Below are 23,141 nucleotides of genomic sequence, written 5' to 3'. Positions count from 1 at the left end.
TTCGTGCCGCGACTCGCGCGGCGTCGCGCGGGCAGCCTTCGTGGGCGATCGCTCCGGCTATTTCAGCACGTCCGGCATCGCCGCGAAAGCCCGCTCACGCGGGTTGCATTCAGTCCGCCGACTTGGTCGTGACGGGCTGCCACGCGGCGTTCTTCACTTCATACAGCGTCGAGCTCGGGTTCTTCAGGTCGCCCGTGTTCGTGAACGCGATCGTGCCCGTGATGCCGTCGTAGCGCGTGCCCTTCAGCGCGCCGTTGAAATCGGCCGGCTTGGTCGAGTTCGCCTTCTGCATCGCGTTGATCGCGATCCACGTCGCGTCGTACGCGAACGGCGCATACGCGAGCATGTCGACGCCGTACTTCTGCTTGAATTTCGTTTCGAACAGCTTGCCCTTCGCGAGACGCGACAGCGGCTGCCCGTATTCCCACACCGACGCGCCCTCGGCCGCATTGCCGGCCAGCCGGATGAAGTTCGCGTTCATCACGCCGCCGCCCGCGAGGAACTGCGCGCGGATGCCGAGCTGGCGCATGCGCTTCACGAGCATCGCGGCCTGTGCGTCGAGGCCGCCGAAGAACACGAGATCGGCATTGGTGCTCTTGATCTTCGTGAGCTGCGCGCTGAAGTCGACGGCCTTGTCGTTCGTGAATTCGCGCGCGACGATCGTGCCGCCGTTCGCCTTCACCGACTTCTCGAATTCGTCGGCTTCGCCCTGGCCGAACGCGGTGCGATCGTCAATGATCGCGATGCGCTTCGCCTTCGTCACGCTCGCCGCATACGCACCGGCGTTGCCGGCGTTCTGCGTGTCGGTCGCGATCACGCGATACACGGTGTCGAGCCCGGCGCGCGTGATGTCGGGATTGGTCGCCGACGGCGTGATCATCGGAATGCCGGCCTTCGCGTAGATCTTCGATGCGGGCAGCGTCGTGCCCGAATTGAAGTGGCCGATCACGACGGCGACCTGTGCGTCGGCGAGCTGCTGCGCGGCCTGTACGCCGGTGCGCGGATCGCTCTGGTCGTCCTGCGACGCGATCACGAATTTCACCGGCTTGCCGCCGACCGTCGTGCGCGCGGCATTCGCTTCGTCGACCGCCATGCGCACGCCGTTCTCGATGTCCTTGCCGTAGGCGGCGCCGCCGCCCGTCAGCGGGCCGGCCACGCCGACCTTGACGATCGTCTCCTGCGCATGAGCCGCGCCCGTCTGGAACGCGAGAAGCGCGGCGGTCAGTGCAGCGCCGGAAAGCGAACGAATGCGGAACGTCATGGCAGTCCTTCTTCTGAGGGTCGGGATGCAACGCGCGAATGACGCGCGTCGGCAACCTCCTGCGCGCCGGTGACTGCTTGCACTGCCAGAGGCGCATTTCATGCGTCCGCCCGGCCGGCCAATCACCGCGGTTCCGTCTCCGAAGAACCTTTCACCGCGAAAGAGGTGAATGGATTGTGGGTAGCCAATACCCGTGCAGCAAACGAAATATCGGAACTACGTTGTGAGGATTTGTCATCAAGTTCCGGGGTCATGGCCGATCCGCGGCCCGTACGACGGGGGCCGTGGATGGAGTGCTCGTGCAGGAAATGGCGGCCGCGCCCGTGGAGAAAGGCCGGCCATGGTCATGCCGGCCACGCATCATCGCTGCGACGCCGGCCCGGCCGGCCTTCGCGACGCCCGTGGCGGGCGCCGCGTCATCGCTCAGTGGCGATCGGTGCCCGTATGCTTGCGCACCGCATCGGCCGCCTCGCCGGCCTTCTCCTGAAGCTTGCCGGCCTGCTGTTCGGCCAGGCCTTCCGCTTCGGTCTCGCGGTCGCCCGTCACCTTGCCGAGTGCTTCCTTGACCGAACCCTTGACCTGTTTGAGCTTGCCTTCGATGCGATTCCTGTCCATGGTCATCTCCTGCGATGGTTTGGGGGAGAGCCGGCGACGCCGCGCCCCTGCGCCGCACCGCCGAGTGGACAGGATCGCAATCGGACGCCGCGAGCGGCAGATGCGGATGCACCAATCGGCATGGTGCATTCGTACCGCCGCGGTCAGTCCTTGCCCTTCGCGCCGCCCTTGTCGCCGCGCGCGCCGTTCGGTTCGGCCGTGCCGACGATCCCGCGCTCGCGCGCCCACACGATCGCCTCGCCGCGGCTGTGCACGTCGAGCTTCGCGTAGATCGTCGCGACGTGATTGCGCACGGTGTTCGGCGCGAGCCCGAGGCGGCCGGCGATCTCCTTGTCGGCCAGGCCGTGGCACAGCAGGTCGAACACGTCGCGCTCGCGCGCGGTCAGGTCGGACAGCTGCGCGCCCGCATCCGGCGCATTCGCGCGCCGCACGTTCGCGAGCTTCTCGATCAGCGTACGGCTGAACCACGACGCATCCTGCATCGCGGTCTCGATCGCGTAGACGAGCTCCATCTCCGTGCGCTTGCGGTCGCTGATGTCGAGCAGCGCGACGAGCAGGCAGTCGCGTCCGTGAATCGCGACGGGGTCGGCCGACACGACGCAATCGCGCACGTCGCCGTCGCGCGTGCGGATCTGCACGTCCACGTTGCGCACGTGGCCGTCGTCGGCGAGCCGGCCTTCGATGCGCGACCACGCACCGCGTTCGGCCCACAGCCCGATCTCGTCCGCGGATTTACCAAGGAGGTCGGCCTGCGCATGGCCCGTCATCGCGGCAAACCCATCGTTCACGTCGAGCAGCTCGAAACGGTCCGCCGTGACGATCGCCATCGCGACCGGCGCCATCCGGAAGGCCGTCGCGAAGCGTTCCTCGCTTTGCATCAGCGCGCGCTCGGCCTGCTTGCGCGGCTCGAGATCCATGAACGTGAACAGCATGCACGCCTCGCCGTTCATGTCGATCGGCTGCCCGGCGACGACCACCGCCTTGGTACTGCCGTCGGCAAGCTTGAGCACGGCCTCCATCTGCGGAATCGTCGCGCCTTCGCCGAGCCGCTCGATCGCGAGCTCGCGCCGTTCGGCCTGTTCGAGCACGTCGACCTCGTACACCGAGCGGCCGAGCACGTCGTCGCGCGCGTGGCCCGTCATGTCGAGAAAGCCCTGGTTGACCTTCACGTAGCGCAAGTCGTCGAGCCGGCAGATCACGGCCGGCGCCGGGTTCGCGTTGAAGGTGCGCTCGAAGCGCTCCTCGGCGCTCGCCCATTCGGTCGCGTCGTGCAGCACGAGCGCGAGGCAGTCGGGTTCGCCGGCCGCGTTCGTCAGCACCAGGCTGCGGATGCGGTGCACCCAGCTCACCGACGCGTCGGCGGCCGATTCGACTTCGACCGTCACGTCGCTGAACTCCTCTCCGGCGATCACGCGATCCATCGGATAGTGGCCGTCGCGCACCGGATGGTTGTTCCGGTAGCGCAGCCGGAATCGCTCGCGGTATTCGGTGACGTCCGCGCCGAGCGCCTTCAGCTCGGTCACGCCATGCATCGCGAGCGCGGCCTCGTTCGCCCAGACGATCCGCTGGTCCGGCTCGATCAGGATCACGCCCTCGGTGAGTCCCGCGATGATCTGGTGCAGCTGGCGCCGGTCGGTATGCGACTTGAGCGCCTGTTCGTCTACTTGTTCGTTCATCGAATCGTTGTCCCTGTCGTCAACATGAGCGGTCAACCCGAGCGCCGGCCGGGCGCCCGTTGCAACGGCATGCCCCGGCCGGCGCGTGCGGCGATGATCGCGTGCCGCGCAACGGCGCGACACGCGCGAATGCACTATCTCGAATAGTACATTCGCATGCCGCCCGTGATCGTGCGGTGCCCCGCCGAATGGTGCGGTGCGGCCGGCGCGCCTGTCGCGCCGCGTTGCCCGGGTCGTGGTGCATGTCCCCGCCCCACCGTCTGTTCCGTCCCCGGTGCAAACGCACTAACCGATCCGGTGAATTTGCGCGATGTCCGCTCGCGTTCGCGTCGGTACGCTGGTACTGCATCGGCGCTCATGCGCTGCCCTTTCATACCGCAGAGGGAGGACACCCGGATGAAATTGCATCAGACACCCGATCCGACGCGGCCCGAACCGGCCCCGGACAATCCGCCCGAGCCGGCGCCCGGCACCGACCCGCCGGTACCGCTGCCACCCGACGTGCCGCGCCCGGACATGCCGCCGCGCGAGCCCGGCTACGACACGCCGATCGCCCGCTGAGGCACACGAACGCACGGGAACGCGCCGTGCTCACCGACTGATTGATTCAACCCGCCAATCGAAGGAGAACATCAATGAACAAGACCTCGCACCTTTCGACCCTGCTCGCCGTCAGCGCGGCCTTCCTGCTGTCCGCCGCCCCGCTCACGAACGCGCACGCCCAGGCCTCGTCGACCGACAGCGGCATGGCGAGCGAATCGAATCAGCCGGTCACCGACACGTGGATCACGACCAAGGTGAAAGGTGAGCTCGCAACCACCGACGGCGTGAAGAGCACCGACATCAGCGTGAAGACGGTCGACGGCGTCGTCACGCTCACGGGCGTGCTGCCGACGAAGGTCGCCGTGAAGAAGGCCATCGCCGTGACGCGCGCGATCAAGGGCGTGAAGCACGTCGACGCATCCGGCCTGAAGGCGAAGGCCTGAGCTACCCCGCGGCCGAGCGCCGCACTTTTCTCCCCTTACGAAAGGAGCACACCATGAACGAAGACAAGATCAAGGGCCAGTGGAAGCAGCTCACCGGCAAGCTGAAGGCCAAGTGGGGCAAGCTGACCGACGACGATCTCCAGGTCGCGGAAGGCAATCGCGATTATCTGGCCGGCAAGATCCAGGAGCGTTACGGGATCGCCCGCGACGAAGCCGAGAAGCAGTTGAAGGAATTCGACCGCGAGCTGTAACGCGCCAGTCGTCTCACCCCGCCGCGACGCGCACCGCGTCGCGGCCACGCGGAGGACAACGACATGGGCAAATATCTGATCGCATGGCTGCTCGGCGTACCGATCGGGCTGCTGGTGCTGTTTTTTCTGGTCACGCACCTCTTCTGACGCACGCGACGCCCCGTCAATGAAAACGGGCCGACGGCTGAAATCAGCCGCCGGCCCTTCTGCTTGTGCACGCGATACGTGACGCGCCGTGCTTACTTCGCCGCGTTCGCCGTCATCTTGAAGATGCCCTGCGCATTGCCCGCGTCGAAACGCAGGTCGGTCACCCAGCGCCGCGCCGCCTGGTCGAACGTGCGCTTGCGCGTGATGAATTCGTAGAACGACCCCGGCACGTTGCGCTTGACCGTGCCGCCGTCGCGGGTGCGGAATTCGCGCTCGACGGTATCCGCGCGATAGGCCGTCTGGAACACGCGGCCCGAGCGCGAGCGCTCGACCTCCGGCTTCATCGGCCGGCCCTTCGCCTTCTCGTCGTCGGACAGCTTGAACACGTCGGCGACGCGGTCGGTCGCATGGTTGAACGCATTGCCTTCGGTCGCGATCCACGCCATCTCCGCCGATTCCATCAGCAGCGTTTCGTAGTCGAGCTCGTTCGGCACATCGTGCTGGCGCGCGAACGCGCCGACGATTTCCGGCAGCAGCGCGTGCGCGGCTTCGAGCGACAGCCAGCCTTCGCGCTCGACTTCCCACAGCAGCGCGACGGCCGCCGGCGACAGCGGGTCGCGCGACGAACTGACGACGTTCGTCACCGCCTGCTGGAATTCCTTCGAGAAGCGCTCCGGATGGAGTTCGCTGACGAAAAACTGTGCGATTTCGTCCGGCGCGTCTTCATGCGCATACGCGCGGCCCGTCATGCCGAGCTTGTCGAGCGGGTAACGGCCGTTCAGGCGGAAGCCGAGCGGACGCAGGATGCGCGTGAACGCCGCCTCGCCCGGCGGCAGCGCGCCCGTGTACGGCCAGCGCACCGTGCGCAGCGCGCCGTGGTCGAAATAGACCGAGCCGCCGTTTTCGATCGCCTCGGCCGTGTACGCGCGGCCGTTCGCCGAACGCTCGAGCAGCCCTTCGAACAGCGCCATGTTCATCGCCTGCGCGATTTCCGCGCGCGTCACGACGCCGTCTTCCCATTCTTCGAGGATGGCCGGCATGTTCAGGGTCGAGAACAGGGCGTCGGTCTTCGCCTGTCCCAGCAGCTTCGTCAGCAAGCTGTCGATATTCGGATTGCGCATCAGGATTCTCGTCTCGGGGGACCCGCCGGCAAACGTGCCGGCAACTCGTCGGCCGGCCGCCCGGCGGGCGCCTGACCTTGCACGGGAAGCATTATTCAAAGGGTTGCAGCGGGGCGTAAAGCGAGATTAAATTGATATGTGATGAGTTTTTGGAATTATCGGCGGCCCTTCGCTCCCCTTCACCCCCGTGCGGCGCGGCCCTTTTTGTCGGATAAATAGAGCATCATGCGCAAATTCAAGATCCCCAACATGGGCGCGCTCGTGGCTTTCGAAGCCGCCGCCCGCCACGAGAGCTTCACGCACGCGGCCAAGGAGCTGTTCCTGACCGAAAGCGCGGTGTCGCGGCAGATCGCGACGCTGGAGGCAAGCCTCGGCGTGCGGCTGTTCGCGCGCGTGAAGCAGCGCGTCGTGCTGACGCGCGCCGGCAAACTGTACGGCACGCAGGTGCGGCGCGCGCTGGAAGCGCTCGACCGCGACACGCTGTCGATCATCGCGCACGGCAGCGGCGGCGGCTACCTGGAACTCGCGGTGCTGCCGACCTTCGCGTCGCACTGGCTGATCCCGCGCATCAAGAGCTTCTACGACCGCACGCCCGACGTGCGCGTGAACATGGGCAGCCGCACCGACCTGTTCTCGTTCGAGGACACGCACTTCGAAGCCGCGATCCACTACGGCAAGCCGACCTGGCCCGGCACGTCGTCCGACTATCTGTTCGGCGAGGAAGTCGTGCCGATTTGCTCGCCCGCGCTGCTGAACGGGCCGGTCGAGCGCGTCGAGGATCTGCTCGCGTACCCGCTGCTGCACTCGACGACGCGCCCCGGCGCGTGGGCGCAGTGGTTCGAGACGCACGGCGTCGAGGACATCCGCACGATGCAGGGCGTGCGCTACGAGCTGCATACGATGCTGATCAGCGCGGCCGCGGCCGGGCTCGGCGTCGCGCTCGTGCCGAAGTTTTTCGTCGAGGAACAGTTGCAGCAACTCGGGCTCGTCGTGCCGTGCGATGCGGCAACCGTCGGCGATTCGGCGTACTACCTCGTGTATCCGACGGAGTTCAGCCACAGCAAGCCGCTGGAATCGTTCCGCGGCTGGCTGCTCGAACAGGCGAGCGCGTATGCGGCGCCGGAACGCGACGCGCGAGACGCCGATGAAGAGGATGACGAAGACGTCGAGTAACGGCGCTGCCGCGCCGGCGTCACCGCGCGGTGGCGCCGCATGCGTGCCGCGCCGGCGCGTCGGCTGACACGACCTTCACCAGCCGCGCACGATCGGGCGTTTCCAGCCCCGGGCACGCGGTCTCCAGATCGCGGATCACGAGCGTCGCGCGCCCGTCGAACCGGCACACGCCGCGCGGCTGCGCGGCGGGCAGCCGCAGCCGGCGCCGCGCGTCGGGCTGGTTCGTGAAAACGATCACGCCTGCGCGCTGCGAGCGATCAGGCAAGTGCCGCGCCGACGCGTCGTCCTCTTCGAACCCCACGTCCGGCCCGATCGATTCGTCGCCGTAGTCGAGCGCGTAACGCCCCGACAGCGTGATCGTCCGGTCGACATGCACGGCATGGCAACCCGGCTCGGCATCCGCGGGAATGGTCTGCGCGCCGGCCGCGACCGGGCCGCACGCCAGCAACGATAAAAGCAGCGCGCGGGCGGTCATGCTGGACGCATCAAGCGCGTGGCGGCTCATGGGCAGTCGGGTGCGGGTCGTCGTGACGAAGACCCGCATTGTCGCGCACCGCGTGCGTTACATGTGCCACTTCACCGTGGCGGTCAGCGTACGCGGATCGCCGGGCATGTTGTACAGGTCCGCGTTGCCGTGCGCGGCGATGAAGTAGCGTCGATCGAACAGGTTGTCGAGCGTGAGCGTCACATCGACCTTCTTGCTGCGATAGCCGGCGCCCAGGTTGAACACCGTGAACGACGGCAGCGTGACGAGATCGCTCGCCGACGTATAGCGCGCGGACTGGAACTGCATGCCGGCCGCCGCATAGAAGCCGTACGGCAGCTCGCGCTTGAGCCACAGGTTCGCGCTGTGGCGCGGCATCAGCCCCGGCGTGTTGCTCGACACCGCCAGGCCGGCCGCCGTCGATTGCGCGGACCCGTCCACCGTGCCGTTCAGGTACGCGTAACCCGCATACACCGACCACTTCGGCGCGATCTCGCCGGTGAAGCCGAGCTCCATCCCGCGCACGTGTTGCGTGCCGATCGGCAGCGCATAGCCGGGATTCGCCGGGTCGCCGATCTGCTGGTTGGTCTGGCGCATGTCGAACAGCGCGACGCTGGCCGTCGCCTTGCCGCCGAGGTCGAAGCGCGAGCCCACTTCATACGCGGTGGTCTTCTGCGGCGCGAGCGCGGCGCCGTTCGAGAACGCGCCGGAACTGATCAGCGTGTCGGCCAGCGGCGAGAACGACTGGCTGAACGACCCGTACAGCGTGAGCCAGTCGAGCGGTTCGTAGATCAGGCCGACGCGCGGGCTCCATGCATGATCGGTGCGGTCGAGATTGACGTTCGACGACGTGTAGTCGTGGCGGATCTGGCTCAGGTAATCGAAGCGCAGGCCGGCGAGCACCTTCCAGTGTTCGGTCAGCGAGATCAGGTCCTGCGCATAGACGCCCGCGAGCCCGACGACGGTCGACGCGTTCGTCTTCGCACGCGTGCCGCCCGGCACGCCGGGCAGGACGACCGGCTGCGGATTGAACAGATCGTAGGTCGCGACCTTCGTCACGCTGTAGATCGTGTCGAACTTCTGCTGCTGCGACAGCTCCAGCCCGTACAGCAGCTCGTGACGCATGCCGAACAGCGAGGTCTTCTGCGTGAGTTCGAACAGCCCGTCGATGCCGTGATCGGTGCGCTGGCGCGTCGACTGATCGAGCGTGACGACCGGGTGCGCGGCGGTCTTGATCGGCTCGTACGTCACGTAGTTCTTCCGCTCGAGCGAGAAGTCGTACGCGCGGATCGCGCCGTGGAACGACAGCGAATCGTTGAAGCGGTGATCGAGCGACACCGTCGCGCTTTTCGCGGAGATGTCGTTGTACGAACTGTTCCCGCCGTCGGCCGACCCGTAGTACGTGTTGATCGGCACGTCGACCGGCCGGCCGCGATACGCGGGCAACCCCTGATCGGACGTGCGACGGTCGTGCAGGTAGTCGAATTCGACGTTCAGCACCGTGTCGCGGTCGAGCTTGAACTGCGCGGACGGCGCGATCGCCTGCCGGTTGAGCTGGAACCGGTCGCGGAAGCTGTTCGAATTCTCGGCCGCGCCGGTGATGCGAAAGCGCGCCGCGTCGTTCGGGTTCCAGCCGAGATCGAACTCGCCGCGCCGCTCGCCGCGCGTGCCGAGCGTCACGCCGACGTCGTTCACCGGGTTCGCCTGCGGCCGCTTCAGCACGCGATTCACGATGCCGCCCGCCGAGCCGCGCCCGTACAGCACGGCCGCCGGCCCCTTCAGCACCTCGACGCGATCGACGTTCGACAGGTCGCGGTAGTACAGCGCGTCGTCGCGAATGCCGTCGACGTACTGGTCCGTGATGCTGTTGAAGCCGCGGATCGTGATCTGGTCGCGCTGGCCGTCGCCGACCGAGAAGCCGACGCCCGGCACGTTGCGCAACGCGTCCTGCAGCGACGTCGCGTTCTGATCCTCGATCACCGCGTGCGGCACGACGTTCACGGTCTGCGGCACGTCCATCAGCGACATGTCGGTCTTGGTCGCCGCACGCGAATGGCCGCCGTCGTACGACGCATGCTCGGCGGCCGCGTTGACGGAAATCGCGGGCAGGGTCGCCGCGGCGTCGGCCGCCTGCGCAAACGAAGTGCGGGCGCCGGCCAGCGACGTGGCGATCAGAAGCGCATGGCACGCGCTCGTGTTGAGTTTCATCGTGAACGTAGAGGTGGTGAAGAAAACGGCGAACGGCCTGCGCAAGCGGCACGAAAAAAGCCGTGACATCCCGTCACGGCTCGTAATGCGGCGAAATAATAAACGAGAATGATTCGTGTTTTTAATTAATTTTCAACGTGTCGCCTGGCCACAACGTGAATACGCGACGCGCTCTGCATTCCTGACGAATTCCTTTCTGTTTCAAGCGATTGGGCGGCTCGAATCGTAATAAAAACGAAAGCATCGGATCGATCGCGTCATGCGGCGACGATCGGTAAAAGGCGGATTCGGGATACGACGGCGGAGAAGCTGGAGAGGATCACGAAGGATCGGCCAAGCTGGCGGGACTGGCGGGACGGATTCAACGGTCCGGTGCGCGCCGGACCGGGCAACCCCGACCCGGCGCTCCGGGCAGCCGACCTCGTATCGGCAGCGCGGCGGACCGACTTCTATTCTTCACTACGTCTGCTCTCAGGTTCACTGCATTTTTTTCCTCACCGCGCTGCGCCATTATCCGCTCAATTCGGCCGAAGTAAAACGTTTGCGGTTGCACCCAGGCCGTTATACCGGCGATTCGGAAACAGTCTTTCGAAATACTTACGATGCCGCTGCCGCGATTCGGTCATTGTTGCATTCGTGACGGCGTTCCTTTTTAATGGAACTGGTTCCATTCGCTGAATCGGCCACATTCCCGCGTGACGCGCCGTCGCGTGCAGGTCATGATGCCGATTCAGGATCGAGGATCATTCAGCTCAGGATTCGCATCGCCCGTCCTTCCCGGACACCCCCGTCAAACGAGACCGTCATGCCCGATTCCGCCTCCCTGCAGCACCTCTTTCCCGCCTTACAGGACATCCCCGCCGAATTCCGGCTGGCTTCGCCGATTCACCAGCGCGTGTCGCTCGTCGACGGCGAATTGCGACCGTGGGACGGCGCGACCAAGACCGTGCTGTCGCCCGTGTGCGTGCGGCAGCCGGACGGCAGCGTCGAGCAGGTCGAGATCGGCAGCTATCCGGTGATGGGCGAAACGGAAAGCGACGCGGCGCTCGACGCCGCGGTACGCGCGTACGACGCCGGCCGCGGCGAATGGCCGACGATGAAGGTCGAGCAGCGCATCGCGTGCATGCAGGATTTCATCAAGCGGATGGTCGCGCAGCGCGAACGCGTCGTGAACCTGATCATGTGGGAGATCGGCAAGAGCCTTGCCGATTCGCAGAAGGAATTCGACCGCACCGTCACGTACATGACGCAGACGATCGACGCGCTGAAGGAGCTCGACAACGCGAACTCGCGCTTCGTGATCGCGGAGGGCACGATCGGCCAGATCCGCCGCACGCCGCTCGGCGTCGTGCTGTGCATGGGCCCGTACAACTATCCGCTGAACGAAACGTTCGCGACGCTGATCCCCGCGCTGCTGATGGGCAACACCGTGGTGTTCAAGCCGCCGCAGTACGGCACGCTGCTGTTCGAGCCGCTGCTGGAAGCGTTCCGCGACGCGTTCCCGAAGGGCGTGATCAACACGATCTACGCGCCGGGCGCGGTGGTCGTGCCGCACATGCTCGCATCGGGCAAGATCAACGTGCTCGCGCTGATCGGCTCGAGCAAGGTCGCCGATCACCTGAAGAAGCAGCACCCGAAGTCGCACCGGCTGCGCGCAATCCTCGGTCTCGATGCGAAGAACGCGGCGATCGTGCTGCCCGACGCCGATCTCGACCTCACCGTGAAGGAGTGCCTGCTCGGCGCGCTGTCGTTCAACGGCCAGCGCTGTACCGCGCTGAAGATGCTGCTCGTGCATCGCTCGATCGTCGACGAATTCCTGAAGCGCTTCACCGCCGCGCTCGAACAACTGAAGATCGGCATGCCGTGGGAAAAAGGCGTCAGCATCACCCCGCTGCCCGGCATGCATCGCACCGCGTACATGACGGACGCGATCGACGACGCGAGGGCGAAGGGCGCGCAGGTCGTCAACCATCAGGGCGGCGAATTCAGCAAGACGCTGTTCTACCCGGCCGTCGTGTATCCGGTGTCCGAAGGAATGAAGCTGTACCGCGAGGAGCAGTTCGGGCCGATCATTCCGGTCGCGCCGTTCGACGACGTGGAAACCGCGCTCGACTACGTGACGACGTCGGAGCACGGCCAGCAGGTCAGCATCTTCGGTTCCGATCCGGCGCAGATCGGCGCGCTCGTCGATCCGCTCGTGAACCAGGTGTGCCGCGTGAACATCAACTGTCAGTGCCAGCGCGGGCCCGACGTGTTCCCGTTCGCCGGACGCAAGGATTCGGCCGAGGGCACGCTGTCGGTGAGCGACGCGCTGCGCGCGTTCTCGATCCGCTCGATGGTCGCGGCGAAGCAGACCGACGGCAGCAAGCAGCTGCTCGACTCGATCGTGTCGGATCACCACTCGAAGTTCATCAATACGGGCTTCATTTTCTGAAGCCGCTTCGATGCGGGGCCCCCGCCGTGCATGGCGCGGCGGGGCGTCCGGTCGAACGCATCGCCCGCGTCGCCCGCATCACCGCCGCCGGTCAGATCGCGCCCGGTCGCGCGTGCAGGCCGTTCAGCAGCGTGTCCCATGCCTGCAGCGCGCGCGCCTCATCGACCGGCGAGGTGGCCTGCGCCGGCGGCAAGTCGCTCTGCCCGGCCACGCCCAGCAGCATCTCGATCGCGGTATGCGGTTGCGCAAGCGTGGCGGGATTGCCCGGTGCGAGCAGGTAGAAGCGATAAGCCGTGACGGCGCCGTCCCGGAGCTCGAACAGCACTTCCTCGGCATCCATGCCGGCAATCGACCGTTTCCCCTCGCGCAGGAGACGATGGCTTCCGGGCAGGCGATCGAATTTCGCGCGCAACGCGGGCAGCGTACGGCTGAACGGCTGCTCGCGATCGTCGCCGAAGGCATTGCGCGACTGGATCACGAGCAGCGCCGGTCGGCCCGGCATCAACGCGAACGATTGCCTGACTTCTTCGGGGTAGGTGGACGATCCGGTCACAATCCCGCCGTCGAAGCAGAAGCCCGGTTCGGTCGGTACGACCCAGTTGTCGCGCATCCGGATGCGCCGGAACGTGTCGTCATAGACGCCCTCGACACGATCCAGCGCATCGGCGCCGATGCTGCCCGTCGTGCGGACGAGCGTGCGGTTCGCGTACAGATAGCCTTCGGTATCGAACGGCAATGTGACGGATTTCGCCGCCGCTTCGTTGAAGACGAAAACACGCGAATCCGGTACGGGGGAAAAGGCCATTTCCAGCCACGCGTGACGGGTCTTCCGATCCATCTCGACCGGATTCGCGCGCAGCCGGGTACGCATCACCTGCTCGCGAGCGGCGATCGCGGCCTGGTAGGCATCCGGCGGCACCTCGTGCGTCGTGAGCAGTTGCTCCCCGCGGTACGCGTAACGCTGACTCGAGATCTCGCTCGAAACCGGCCGATCGAACACCAGGCGGCCGATACACCACGGACGTACTTTGGACAGCAGCGGATTGCTTGTCGCCGGATCGGCGGAAAACACCGAAGTGCAGGCACACAGTCCCGCCAGCACACCGAACCAGCGCAAAAGACGAACCATCAGCATCTTCCGGTACCTCGTGCATCCTTCATGGGTTGCCCGACACTGTACCCGGAAAGACGCGGCCCTCGCCGTTGCACGGGTCGCGCAGCAGCGGGCGGTGCGAGGCCCGATGCGGGCACGTCAACCGGCACGTCGGCCACGCCGGTATCGACGGCACGCACGACGCCGTCACCGGCGCGACGATTGCGCGGGCTGACCGCCTCTCGCGGCCCGCGCAGCCGGCGCGCGACACCTCACACGTTCGTCACCAGCAGCCGCACCCCCGCCACGCCGAACACGACGGCCAGACACGCCTCCATCGCACGCCGGCCGCGCACGTACAGCCGGCGCGCACCGTCCATCGAAAACACCAGCGCATAGCCGCCGAACACCGCGCAGCCGATCGCGAGGCAGCCCGGCACGACGGCGCCGTGCGCGCCGCCCGCGCCGTTCGACGACAGCGCGACGATCGACACCCACACGAGAATCGCCTTCGGATTGGTCAGGTGCAGCATCGCGCCGCGCACGTAGAAGCGCGACAGCCGCTGCTCGCGCGCCGCGTTCGCCGATGCCGCCGGCGGCCCCGCCAGCGCCGTGCGCGCCGACTTGAACGCGAGCCACAGCAGGTACAGCCCGCCGAAGACCTTGATCGCGATCAGCAGCTTCGACCATGCGAGCAGCGCGGCCGATACGCCGAGCGCCGCCACCGTCGCCCAGAACATCGACCCTGAAATCACGCCGAGCGCGAACGCCAGCGCCGCCTTGCGACCCTGGTTCGCGGCGACCGACATGATCGCGAGATTGCTCGGCCCGGGGCTGGCCGTGCCGATGAAATAGGCCGTGTAGGCGAGCAGCAGATTGGCCGAGAAGAAGGTGTGGACGCTCATGGCGGACCTCGCGGGGATGGTTCGGAGATTGTTGGCAAACCCGCGCCGTCTGCCCATGGACAATTGTGCGGCCGATCGCTGGGCCAGTTGCGTGGTCATGCAACCGATCGCCGCACGCCGGACCGTCTCTGTTTTGAAACAACCGGCGCGTCCGCCGCCGGTTCGCGCGACGCAGCGGCACGCGTTCCCCGCGGCCGTGTCCCGTCGGCGGACGCACGGCGGGCGTGGCCGAACCGCGCGACACGCGCCGTGCCGGCCGTCCGCCGGCGGAAACGCGCGACGTGCCGGATACCTGCGTTACGTTACATCCGTGAAGCATTTCACCTCGTCGCGCCGCTGCAGGCGCCCGACGCCGCCCGCCGTGCGCGCGTAGACGCCCTCCTCGATCGCCAGCCCGATCCAGTCCCGGCGGGACTCGCCGACCGATGCGGGAGCGCGGCTCAACATTGCTCAACAATCGTCCGGCGGCGCTGGTACGGAATCTGCATTCCGTTCGGGCAGAAGCCGCGCTGGCGCGCGGACATGAATTCACCCGCGGGCGCCTCAACGGCTACGCCCGTACGATGTGCACACGCAACGAGGCCCTTCATGGATGCGCAGCCCAATTCGTCCGATACGTCGTTCCAGCTCTTCCTCGCGAAGGTGCTCGAACAGCCGCTGCCCGACTGGACCGAGAAACAGCAGATGGAACTCGAGATGGCGCGCACGCTGTCGACGCAAATGGTCACGCTCGCCGAAGACATGCGCGGCCGCACGCCCGATCTCGCGCGCTGCCTCGTGCTGCTGCGCTACGCGAAGGTGCTCGATTTCATGCTGACGTCGCTCGCCGCGCACCGCGACATTCATCCGCAGACGCTGCGCACGCTGTTCCGGCTCGCGAACCTCAAGGTCGACGATGCGTATCCGGTGTGAGCCGGCGCAACGGAGCGCGTGCCGCACACGGCCGTCGTGCCGGCGCCGGCCGTCCGCGATGCGCTCGCATGCCGGATAACCTCGCCGCATGCGCATCGGAAACCGGACATCCCGGCTGGCCGGCGAGCCCGGCCTCTTCGTGAAGCAATACGGGCGCAACGCACGGAAACACCTCGACCCGAACGACACCGAACGCGCGATGAGGCGACTGTCGCCGGCCGACCTCCCCGGTCTGCCAACCGACGACGCAACCGAAGAAGACCAATCGGGCGTGGACTCCGGTCCCGCCTGACGCAACCCGACCCACCTCGACCCACCCCGCACACACACGGCCCGCCTGCCCCTCCACGCAAACGGAGGTACAATCGCGCGCCATGAACGCACTTCGCCGCTTCCTGCTCCGGCCAGGCGTCGCACGACAGTGGCTGTGGGGGTTCCTCCTCGTGACGCTGCTGTCCCGCGCGCTGATGTCGGGCGCCGTGATGCTCGATCCGGACGGTCCGGATGCGGGCTCGGTGGTGCTGTGTTCGGGCCGCGGCCCGCTGATCGTCACCGCCGCCGCGCTGGCCGCCCGCTTCGATGCGAGCGCGCCGATCACGCCGGCCAACGATGCGCTGGCGCTCGTCGATGCACTGAAGCATGACGCGCACGCCGACAAGGCGGCGTCTTCCGGTAACGGCGACAGCCTGTGCGCATTCGGCGCCGCGCTGTTCACCGCGCTCGCATCGTTCGTGCTGCTGGTGCTGCTGTTTCCCGCGGCGGTTCCCCGACGCTTCCGCGTTCACTTCGACAGTCTTCCTTTCGTGCGATCGCTATTCGACGATCGCCCGCCCTCCCGCGCCCCTCCTCGGTTCTGCTGAACGTTCCGCCCCGTGGCGCATGCACGTCGACGTGCACGCGCGTTCACGCCGTTCGTTTCACCCGACCTGATTCACGCGTTCACCCGCCAGCCCGCATCGCGCGGGCGACGCCGCCCTGCGCATCGTCCGCGCAACGTGCCGCGCCGCCTGCCGCGGTGCGGCCTGCACGCGGGTACGACGCACGTTGACGGCCTCCGGCCTGCGCCGGTCCCGCCGCTCGACGCATACGAGGAGTTCACACCATGTCGACCACCGTCGATCGGGCCATCGCGCCCGCCCGTTCCGCCAGCGCCGGTTACCGGACGCTCTGGCGCTGGCACTTCTACGCCGGCCTGTTCGTGATGCCGTTCCTCGTGATCCTCGCGATCACGGGCACGCTGTACTGCTTCCAGCCGCAGATCGAGCCGCTGCTGTATCCGCACCGGCTGGTCGTCGAACCGCGCGCGACGCCGCGGCTCGATGCCGACACGCTGCTCGCCCGCGCCCGCACCGCGATGCCGGCCGACGCGACGCCGGTATCCGTGCAGGTCGCCACCGCGCCGGACCGCAGCGCCGAGTATGTTTTTCGGCTGCGCGACGGCAGTCGCGAGAGCGTGTACGTGAACCCGTACGACGGCCGCGTGCTCGGCACGCTGAGCGTCGAGAACCGCTTCATGCAGGTCGACCGGATGCTGCATCGCAAGCTGCTGCTCGGCAAGACCGGCGAGTGGCTGATGGAGCTCGCCGCCTGCTGGACCTTCGTGATGATCGGCACCGGCATCGCGCTGTGGTGGCCGCGCGGCGCGGCACGCGTCGGGCGCGCGCTGCGGCCCGACCTGTCGCTGCGCGGCCGGCCGCTGTGGAAGAGCCTTCATGCGACGGCCGGCATCTGGCTCGCGGCCGGCACGGTCGCGTTCATCCTGACCGGGCTGCCGTGGTCGGGCTCGTGGGGCAAGAACTTCAAGGCGCTCGCCGCGACCGTGAACCTCGGCGCGCCGGAAGGCGCGTGGGGCGGCGCGTCGGTACGCTCGACGCGCCCCGGTGCCGCCGCGACGGCCGGGCAGGCGCCTGCGCAGGCCACCGCGCCGTCCGGCCATCACCACGATTCCGGCGAATCGATGCCGGGAATGGTGATGGACGACCTGCCGTTGCCGCAAACGCCGTGGGCGGTCGGCAACGTGCCCGTGCCGCATTCGCCGTCCGCGCCGACGCCCGCGCCGCTGCCGCTGGCCCGCGCGATCGCGATCGTCGCCGGGCTCGGCGTGACGAGCGGCTACACGCTCGCGCTGCCGTCCGGCGCGGACGGCGTGTTCACCGCGTCGTACTTTCCGGCCGACCCGAAGGCCGAACGCACGATCTACATCGACCAGTACAGCGGCGCGGTCCTGAAGGACATCCGCTATGGCGACTACGGCGCGGTATCGAAAGCGGTGTCGTACGGCACGTCGCTGCACATGGGCCGCTATTTCGGCCTCGCGAACCAGATCATTTGCGCGGTGCTGTCGCTCGGGCTGGCCGCAATGGCCGTCACGGGCACCGTGATGTGGTGGAAGCGCCGCCCGGCCGGGACGCTGGGCGCACCGTCGCGCGAACGCGGCACGCCGCCGATGCGCGGCTGGATCGCCGGGCTCGTGCTGCTCGGCATCGTGTTCCCGTTGATGGGACTGACGATCGTCGCGGTCTGGCTGCTCGACCGGCTGCTGTTCGGCCGCGCCGCGCGCGCCGCGGCGTGATCGACGCAAGCGCTTCCCCCATTCGAAGGAAACCGAAACAATGAAGTTCAAATCGATGCTGCCCGCCGCCGTGCTCGCGGCGCTCTCGCCGGCCGGGCAGGCCCACGCACAGGAACGCGGCGTCGACGGTGCCGGCGCCACGCTCGCGCCGATTCGCGTCGACGCGCAGAAGGCGCCCGCCCTGACGCAACCGCTCGACACCGGCAGCCATCTCGGGCTGTCGCCGCTCGAAACGCCCGCGAGCGTCGAGCAGATCAACCGCGCGACGCTGGACACGCGCGGCGACAACTCGATCATCGACGCCGTGAGCCGCGCCGCCGGCATCAGCGCGTCGCCGCATCCCGGCAACGGCAACTCGGAGCTCGCCGCGCGCGGCTTCGTCGGCGCGTCGTCGGTCACGCAGCTCTACGACGGCGTGCGCCCGTACGGCGCGATCGGCGTCACGTTCCCGTTCGACACGTGGTCGGTCGACCACATCGACGTGTTGCGCGGCCCCGCTTCGGTGATCTACGGCGAAGGCGCGATCGGCGGCGTGGTCAACATCGTCCCGAAGAAGCCGACGCGCACGCCGATCCGCAACGAGCTGCAGGTCGGCGGCGGCACCGAAGGCACGGCGCGCGCCGCGTTCGGCAGCGGCGGCGCGGTCAACGACAAGCTGTCGTACCGCTTCGACGTCAGCGGCAACCGTTCGTCGAACTGGGTCGATCGCGGCGACTCGCGCAACCTGTCGGTGTCCGGCGCGCTGCGCTACGACGTGACGCCCGACCTGTACGTGACGGCGTCGTACGCGCAGGGCTTCATGCATCCGATGCAGTATTTCGGTGTGCCGCTCGTCGACGGTGCGCGCGATCGCGCGCTCGACAAGAAGAACTACAACGTCGGCGACGCCGACATCGCGTTCCGCGACAGCTGGGCCACCGTCTCGGCGAACTGGCAGCCGAGCGACGCGCTGAACGTAACGAGCACGCTGTACCGGATGAAGAGCAACCGTCACTGGAAGGATGCCGAGTACTACACGTACCTGCCGTCGAGCGCGCAAGTGCGGCGCAGCAGCTATACGGAAATCTTTCACGACCAGGAGCAATACGGCAACGTGACGACGGCCACCGTCGGCGGCGCGCTGCTCGGCATGCGCAACACGTTTTCGGCGGGCGTCGAGTTCAACCACACGACGTTCCAGCACGACAACAACTCGCCGTATGCGGGCACGTCGACGGTCGATCCGTTCAACTTCGATCCGGGCAGTTTCATCAACACGGCCGGCACGTTCCCGAAGTACCGCAGCCAGTCGAACCAGTACGCGCTGTTCGCGGAGAACCGGCTGGAGATCACGCCGCGCTGGTCGGTGATCGGCGGGCTGCGCTACGACCATGCGAGCGTGAACCGCGACGATCTCGTGAACGGCGGCGCATTCACGAAGGTGTTCGCGAACACCGGCTGGCGCATCGGCACCGTGTACGACGTGCGGCCCGGCCTCGCCGTGTACGGCCAGTATTCGGTCGCGGCCGATCCGGTCAGCTCGCTGCTGTCGCTCAATGCGTCGAAGGCGAACTTCACGCTCGCGACCGGCCGGCAGATCGAGATCGGCGTGAAGCAGTCGTTCCTCGACGGCAAGGCCGAATGGACGCTCGCCGCGTACCGGATCGTAAAGAGCAACCTGCTGACGGCCGACCCGGTGAATCCGAACCAGTCGATCCAGGTCGGCCAGCAGTCGTCGCGCGGGCTGGAGGCGACGGTCGGCGCGGAGATCGCGAAGGACTGGCGCGTCGATGCGAACGTGTCGATCCTGCGCGCGAAATACGACGATTTCCAGCAGTCGTCCGGCGGCACGACCGTGTCGCGCGCAGGCAACGTACCGGTGTCGGTGCCGCAGCGGCTCGCGAACCTGTGGGTAAGCTGGCGCTTCGCGCCGGACTGGACCGGCATCGCGGGCGTCAAGTACGTCGGCAAACGGTTCGCCGATACCGCGAACCAGCTCGTGATGCCGTCGTACACGACCGTCGACCTCGGCCTCGCGTGGAAGCCGCGCAAGGACACGACGATCACCGCCCGCGCGTACAACGTGTTCAATCGCCGCTACGTGCAGTCCGCGTACTACAACGAGACGCAGTATCTGCTCGGCAACGACCGGCGCCTCGAGGTGCTGGCGAACTACCGGTTCTGAGCGCGCAGGCCGCCGCGCAACGTGCCAGGCGGCACGGCTGCGGCGGCGTGCGGGTCAGCCTTCGGCATCGCCGGCGCGCGTCGATGCATCATGCACGCGTGCCCGCCGCGCGCCCCGCCATCCACTTCCGGTAGCGCCGCGTCTGGCACTGCGCGGCCAGTTGCTGCCGCACCAGCGCGCGCAGCGGCGATACCTGCGGATGCGTGCGGCGCCCTTCGCTCAATCGCGCGAGCTGGAACTTGACGACGGCCATGTTCGCCAGCGCGCCCAGCGCCTTGTTCTTCCAGCGGATCGGCTGCAGCACCGGCGCGCTGTCCTTGCCGGCGCGCCAGTCGCGCGGCAGGTTCGGGTCGATCGACAGCGCGGTCGCGATGCCGACCATCGCCACGCCGCTGTTCACCACCTGCTCGGCCACCGCACGACGGCGGATGCCGCCCGTGACCATCAGCGGCATCCGCGCGACGGCGGTGATGTCGCGCGCGAATTCGAGGAAATACGCTTCGCGCGCCAGCGTGCGGCCGTCGCGCGCCTCGCCCCGCATCGCCGGCACTTCATAGCTGCCGCCCGACAGTTCGACGAGATCGACGCCGAGCGGATTCAGCAGTTCGACCACGCGCTTCGCGTCGTCCGCGCTGAAACCGCCGCGCTGGAAATCGGCCGAGTTCAGCTTCACCGCGACGACGAATGCCGGCGACACCGCCGCACGCACCGCCTTCACGATATCGAGCAGCAGGCGCGCGCGATTCTCGATGCTGCCGCCCCATTGATCCTGCCGGCGGTTCGTCAGCGGCGACAGGAACTGGCTCAGCAGATAGCCGTGCGCCGCGTGCACCTGCACGCCGGTGAAGCCGCTTTGCTCCGCGAGCTGCGCGGCGCGCACGAAGCGCTGCTGCACGTCCGCGATGTCGGCGGCCGTCATCTCCTTCGGCACCGGGAACTGCTTCGACAGCGCGCCGAGCGCGAGCGGCACGGCCGACGGCGCGAGCGTCGTCTGGCCGAGCGCCGCCTGCATCTGGCGCCCCGGGTGATTGATCTGCATCCACACGTGCGCGCCGTTCGAGCGCGCGATCTGCGCCCAGCGGCGGAACCGGTCGAGATGCGCGTCGCTTTCGAGCACGACGCCGTTCGGCCCCGTCATCGCGCGGCCGTCCACCATCACGTTGCCAGTCAGGATCAGGCCGGCCTGACCGTCGGCCCACGCCTGGTACAGGCGCAGCAACGCGTCGGACGGCGCGTGGTCCGCATCGGCCATGTTTTCTTCCATCGCGGCCTTGGCCAGACGGTTCGGAATCACCGCCCCGTTGGGCAGTGTGAGCGGCGCAAACAGATTCATGGTGGACACCCTCGATTGACGATGCCCAACGATAACTTTAAAGTCAACTTTAAGGTCAAGCCCTTTTGGAGCCCATCATGAAAATCGGCGAACTGGCGAAGGCGAGCGGCCTCGCGGCGTCGCGCATCCGCTTCTACGAAGCGAGCGGCCTGCTCGAACCGGCCCGCCGCCAGGCGAACGGCTATCGGGAATACGGGCCGGAAGCGTTGACGCGGCTCGCGATCATCGATCGCGCGCAGCGCGCAGGCTTCTCGCTCGACGAGATTCGCGCGGTGCTGCCGCCCGATCTCGGCGCATGGCCGCACGACGAACTGCTGGTCGCGCTGCGGCACAAGGTCGACGAAATCGCGCTGCTCGAACGGCGTCTCGCGCAGAACCGGCAGCACCTCGAGACGCTGATCGACGAAATCGAGAACAAGCCCGAAGGCGAGGATTGCGCGGGCGCCGCGCAGCGGATGCTCGACCGGCTGTGCGAGCAGGCCAGCCAGCCGCTGGAGTCCGCCCCTGTGGCGCGGCCGGCGCGCAAGCGCGCGTGACCGGCTACACTGCGTCACCCATCGATCAACCGGCGCTGCGGCGACACGCGTCGCCGCATGCGCACCGTCTTCCGCCGAGCACCCTCACGACCGTATCCGCATGACGATCCCCCGTATCAAAGGATTTTTCATCGCCGTACTGCTGACGTTCGGCATCGGCAGTGCCTTCGCGTCGACGTGCGACGACACGCATTCGTCGATCCGTTGCCCGGACACCTCCGATCTGCCGGCCGACATCGTCGCGCAACTGCCCGCCGGTTACGAAGCGCTGGATGCCGCATCGGGGCGCCTGACCGACGGCACGCGCAACGGTTACGTCGTCGTCGCGCATCAGCCCGGCGATTCGATGCAAACGCCGTCGCTGCGTCCGCTGCTGATCTTCCTGCAGGGTGCGAACGGACGCTACCGGCTGGCGGCCCGCAACGACACCGTGATCATGAAAGCCGACGAAGGCGGCATGGGCGACCCGTATCTCGATGGCGTCGCCGAGAACGCGCTCACGATCGAGCCTCGCATGTTCACCGTCGAACAGGGCGTATTCGCAGGCCATAACCACTGGCGCGACCGCGTGACGTTTCGCTATGACGTCGCGCATCGCACGTGGCTGTTCCATCGCGAAGTGTTCCGGAACTGGCGATTCAACTACGAGCAGGACGGCGATGCGCTGAAGGCCGACCCGGTACGCGTCACGCGTGCGAATGCGGCAAAGGCCGTTTCGTTCGAAGCGTGGCGGCCGAGTTACTGGTGCGATTCCGCCGAGCGGCGCAACAACGATCCGGCTTGCCGCAAGCATTGACGGCGGCCGGCTGGCGGCGAGGCGGGCGCGGCTGCGAGGATTTGCTTACGTCGCAGGTAATCGACGCGCGCCGTCCGCGCCGCGATCATGGCTCCATCGACTCTCGAACCGCATCACGCCAAGGAGCCCGCCATGACCGCCTACGCCATCGCCCACCTGCATGACGTCGACATGTGCGACGACATCGTCGAATACCTCGAACGGATCGACGGCACCCTCGCGCCGTACGACGGCCATTTCGTGATTCACGGCGCACGCCCGGAAGTGCGCGAAGGCGAATGGCGCGGCGACCTGATCGCGATCGCGTTTCCTGATCTCGACACGGCGCGCGCATGGTACGAATCGGATGCGTACCGGCAGATCCAGCCGCTGCGCGCGCGACACGCGAGCGGCCCGCTGATCCTGATCGATGGCGTCGACGAACGGCACAAGGCGACCGACATCCTGCGCTGAATCATGACGCCGGCGATGCCG

Annotated in this window: 23 protein-coding genes; 13 read left to right on the top strand and 10 right to left on the bottom strand. The window is 67.3% G+C overall.

Annotated elements, in window-relative coordinates; all coding sequences use genetic code 11:
* Nucleotides 1-109 precede the first annotated feature (109 nt).
* The 3 genes from KU887_RS28020 to KU887_RS28010 form a co-directional block, all read right to left on the bottom strand.
* Nucleotides 110-1,261 carry a branched-chain amino acid ABC transporter substrate-binding protein gene (locus tag KU887_RS28020; protein ID WP_006495757.1) on the bottom strand — a complete coding sequence of 384 codons (1,152 nt, stop codon included), beginning with the start codon at nucleotides 1,259-1,261 and terminating at the stop codon, nucleotides 110-112.
* Nucleotides 1,262-1,684: 423 nt separating this feature from the next.
* Complete coding sequence (locus tag KU887_RS28015; RefSeq protein ID WP_006495758.1) at nucleotides 1,685-1,876, bottom strand: CsbD family protein; 192 nt, start codon at nucleotides 1,874-1,876, stop codon at nucleotides 1,685-1,687.
* Nucleotides 1,877-2,019: 143 nt separating this feature from the next.
* Entirely contained in the window at nucleotides 2,020-3,552 is a 1,533-nt protein-coding gene (locus KU887_RS28010; protein ID WP_048984293.1) for a helix-turn-helix transcriptional regulator, read from the bottom strand.
* 396 nt (nucleotides 3,553-3,948) lie between these two features.
* On the opposite strand from KU887_RS28010, the gene KU887_RS28005 reads away from it, so the two are divergent.
* The 3 genes from KU887_RS28005 to KU887_RS27995 all read left to right on the top strand — a co-directional run bounded on the left by KU887_RS28005 (nucleotide 3,949) and on the right by KU887_RS27995 (nucleotide 4,789).
* Complete coding sequence (locus KU887_RS28005; protein WP_006484627.1) at nucleotides 3,949-4,113, top strand: hypothetical protein; 165 nt, start codon at nucleotides 3,949-3,951, stop codon at nucleotides 4,111-4,113.
* A gap of 74 nt (nucleotides 4,114-4,187) precedes the next feature.
* The gene (locus tag KU887_RS28000) at nucleotides 4,188-4,538 is read left to right on the top strand and encodes a BON domain-containing protein (protein ID WP_006484592.1); all 351 of its coding nucleotides are present in this window, start codon (nucleotides 4,188-4,190) and stop codon (nucleotides 4,536-4,538) included.
* Between the two features lie 53 nt (nucleotides 4,539-4,591).
* A complete protein-coding gene (locus tag KU887_RS27995) occupies nucleotides 4,592-4,789 on the top strand; it encodes a CsbD family protein (protein ID WP_006479804.1) in 198 nt (65 codons plus the stop codon).
* 239 nt (nucleotides 4,790-5,028) lie between these two features.
* Here KU887_RS27995 and KU887_RS27990 read toward each other — a convergent pair whose 3' ends face one another.
* Nucleotides 5,029-6,057, bottom strand: a complete 1,029-nt coding sequence (locus KU887_RS27990) for a DUF1338 domain-containing protein (RefSeq protein ID WP_048984289.1) — start codon at nucleotides 6,055-6,057, stop codon at nucleotides 5,029-5,031.
* A gap of 225 nt (nucleotides 6,058-6,282) precedes the next feature.
* Here KU887_RS27990 and KU887_RS27985 point away from each other — a divergent pair, with 225 nt between their 5' ends.
* Nucleotides 6,283-7,230 (top strand): LysR family transcriptional regulator, encoded by a 948-nt coding sequence (locus tag KU887_RS27985; protein ID WP_006484618.1) that lies wholly within the window; start codon nucleotides 6,283-6,285, stop codon nucleotides 7,228-7,230.
* A 19-nt stretch (nucleotides 7,231-7,249) separates the two neighbouring features.
* Here the strand turns inward: KU887_RS27985 and KU887_RS27980 are convergent, their stop codons facing one another.
* Both KU887_RS27980 and KU887_RS27975 read right to left on the bottom strand, forming a co-directional pair.
* Nucleotides 7,250-7,705 carry a hypothetical protein gene (locus KU887_RS27980; protein ID WP_258256357.1) on the bottom strand — a complete coding sequence of 152 codons (456 nt, stop codon included), beginning with the start codon at nucleotides 7,703-7,705 and terminating at the stop codon, nucleotides 7,250-7,252.
* 87 nt (nucleotides 7,706-7,792) lie between these two features.
* Nucleotides 7,793-9,922 (bottom strand): TonB-dependent siderophore receptor, encoded by a 2,130-nt coding sequence (locus tag KU887_RS27975; RefSeq protein WP_258256356.1) that lies wholly within the window; start codon nucleotides 9,920-9,922, stop codon nucleotides 7,793-7,795.
* Nucleotides 9,923-10,727: 805 nt separating this feature from the next.
* Between KU887_RS27975 and KU887_RS27970 the strand changes: the two genes are divergently transcribed.
* On the top strand, nucleotides 10,728-12,356 hold the full coding sequence (locus KU887_RS27970) for an NADP-dependent glyceraldehyde-3-phosphate dehydrogenase (protein ID WP_059722335.1): 1,629 nt from the start codon (nucleotides 10,728-10,730) through the stop codon (nucleotides 12,354-12,356).
* 91 nt (nucleotides 12,357-12,447) lie between these two features.
* Here KU887_RS27970 and KU887_RS27965 read toward each other — a convergent pair whose 3' ends face one another.
* The 3 genes from KU887_RS27965 to KU887_RS27955 form a co-directional block, all read right to left on the bottom strand.
* The gene (locus KU887_RS27965) at nucleotides 12,448-13,491 is read right to left on the bottom strand and encodes a T6SS immunity protein Tli4 family protein (RefSeq protein WP_059722333.1); all 1,044 of its coding nucleotides are present in this window, start codon (nucleotides 13,489-13,491) and stop codon (nucleotides 12,448-12,450) included.
* Between the two features lie 230 nt (nucleotides 13,492-13,721).
* A complete protein-coding gene (locus tag KU887_RS27960; RefSeq protein ID WP_006484586.1) occupies nucleotides 13,722-14,354 on the bottom strand; it encodes a LysE family translocator in 633 nt (210 codons plus the stop codon).
* A 297-nt stretch (nucleotides 14,355-14,651) separates the two neighbouring features.
* A complete protein-coding gene (locus tag KU887_RS27955; RefSeq protein ID WP_006484525.1) occupies nucleotides 14,652-14,801 on the bottom strand; it encodes a hypothetical protein in 150 nt (49 codons plus the stop codon).
* 141 nt (nucleotides 14,802-14,942) lie between these two features.
* On the opposite strand from KU887_RS27955, the gene KU887_RS27950 reads away from it, so the two are divergent.
* The 5 genes from KU887_RS27950 to KU887_RS27930 all read left to right on the top strand — a co-directional run bounded on the left by KU887_RS27950 (nucleotide 14,943) and on the right by KU887_RS27930 (nucleotide 20,002).
* Entirely contained in the window at nucleotides 14,943-15,266 is a 324-nt protein-coding gene (locus tag KU887_RS27950; protein WP_006484612.1) for a hypothetical protein, read from the top strand.
* Between the two features lie 88 nt (nucleotides 15,267-15,354).
* Nucleotides 15,355-15,558, top strand: coding sequence for a hypothetical protein (locus tag KU887_RS27945; RefSeq protein WP_258256355.1), 204 nt, complete (start codon nucleotides 15,355-15,357; stop codon nucleotides 15,556-15,558).
* An 82-nt stretch (nucleotides 15,559-15,640) separates the two neighbouring features.
* Nucleotides 15,641-16,126, top strand: a complete 486-nt coding sequence (locus tag KU887_RS27940; protein WP_060212864.1) for a hypothetical protein — start codon at nucleotides 15,641-15,643, stop codon at nucleotides 16,124-16,126.
* A gap of 242 nt (nucleotides 16,127-16,368) precedes the next feature.
* Nucleotides 16,369-17,838, top strand: a complete 1,470-nt coding sequence (locus tag KU887_RS27935) for a PepSY domain-containing protein (protein ID WP_258256353.1) — start codon at nucleotides 16,369-16,371, stop codon at nucleotides 17,836-17,838.
* A 40-nt stretch (nucleotides 17,839-17,878) separates the two neighbouring features.
* Nucleotides 17,879-20,002, top strand: a complete 2,124-nt coding sequence (locus KU887_RS27930) for a TonB-dependent siderophore receptor (RefSeq protein ID WP_258256352.1) — start codon at nucleotides 17,879-17,881, stop codon at nucleotides 20,000-20,002.
* A gap of 88 nt (nucleotides 20,003-20,090) precedes the next feature.
* On the opposite strand, the gene KU887_RS27925 is transcribed toward KU887_RS27930, so the two are convergent.
* On the bottom strand, nucleotides 20,091-21,335 hold the full coding sequence (locus KU887_RS27925) for an NADH:flavin oxidoreductase/NADH oxidase family protein (RefSeq protein ID WP_258256351.1): 1,245 nt from the start codon (nucleotides 21,333-21,335) through the stop codon (nucleotides 20,091-20,093).
* Between the two features lie 77 nt (nucleotides 21,336-21,412).
* Between KU887_RS27925 and KU887_RS27920 the strand changes: the two genes are divergently transcribed.
* From KU887_RS27920 to KU887_RS27910, 3 genes are all read left to right on the top strand, one after another.
* Nucleotides 21,413-21,871, top strand: a complete 459-nt coding sequence (locus KU887_RS27920; protein ID WP_258256350.1) for a MerR family transcriptional regulator — start codon at nucleotides 21,413-21,415, stop codon at nucleotides 21,869-21,871.
* Between the two features lie 100 nt (nucleotides 21,872-21,971).
* The gene (locus KU887_RS27915; protein ID WP_006484558.1) at nucleotides 21,972-22,667 is read left to right on the top strand and encodes a hypothetical protein; all 696 of its coding nucleotides are present in this window, start codon (nucleotides 21,972-21,974) and stop codon (nucleotides 22,665-22,667) included.
* 132 nt (nucleotides 22,668-22,799) lie between these two features.
* Entirely contained in the window at nucleotides 22,800-23,120 is a 321-nt protein-coding gene (locus KU887_RS27910) for a DUF1330 domain-containing protein (RefSeq protein WP_006484625.1), read from the top strand.
* The last annotated feature ends 21 nt before the right edge of the window (nucleotides 23,121-23,141 follow it).

The organism is Burkholderia sp. EMB26, from assembly GCF_024730645.1.
GTDB classification, from domain to species: domain Bacteria; phylum Pseudomonadota; class Gammaproteobacteria; order Burkholderiales; family Burkholderiaceae; genus Burkholderia; species Burkholderia cenocepacia.
Note: the sequence above shows the minus strand (reverse complement) of the source record. Positions and strands in the feature narration are given on the sequence as shown.